This is a genomic window from Gluconobacter sp. P1D12_c, from assembly GCF_018812105.1.
GTDB lineage: Bacteria > Pseudomonadota > Alphaproteobacteria > Acetobacterales > Acetobacteraceae > Gluconobacter > Gluconobacter oxydans_A.
The window spans coordinates 1-411 of the sequence record NZ_JACSIQ010000612.1; the positions used below are offsets into that span (position 1 = coordinate 1).

The window sequence follows — 411 nt, forward strand, 5'->3', positions numbered from 1 at the left end:
GAAAGCTTGGGTTTCTTTCCGCGTAGTTTACCTTTGTCGCGTGCAACGGCCATCCCTTCACGAGTACGCATCCGGATCAGATCGGCTTCAAACTCCGCGAAAGTCGCAAGGATGTTGAAGAACAACTTGCCCATTGGATCAGACGGATCGTGAATACTGTTCCCAAGTTGAAGCTTCACGCCACGGGATGCCAGGCTGTCGCCAATAAGCCGTGCATCAGGGACAGAGCGGGCCAGTCGATCAAGCTTTGGTACGACCAAAGTATCGCCACTACGAACAGCCGCCAGTGCCTGGTCAAGGCCGGCCCTTTCCCGGTTCGTGCCGGTGAAGCCCTTGTCGGTGTAAATACGATCGGCAGAAACACCGAGTTTGAGCAGTTCCTGATGCTGGGCCGCGAGATCCTGTTTGTCC

At 55.5% G+C, this 411-nt stretch carries 1 protein-coding gene; it reads right to left on the reverse strand.

Going from position 1 to position 411, the window contains the following annotated elements; genetic code table 11:
* Nucleotides 1-411, reverse strand: a 411-nt coding sequence (locus tag KP705_RS18390) for a recombinase family protein (protein WP_215765345.1), incomplete at both ends; no start/stop codon positions are given.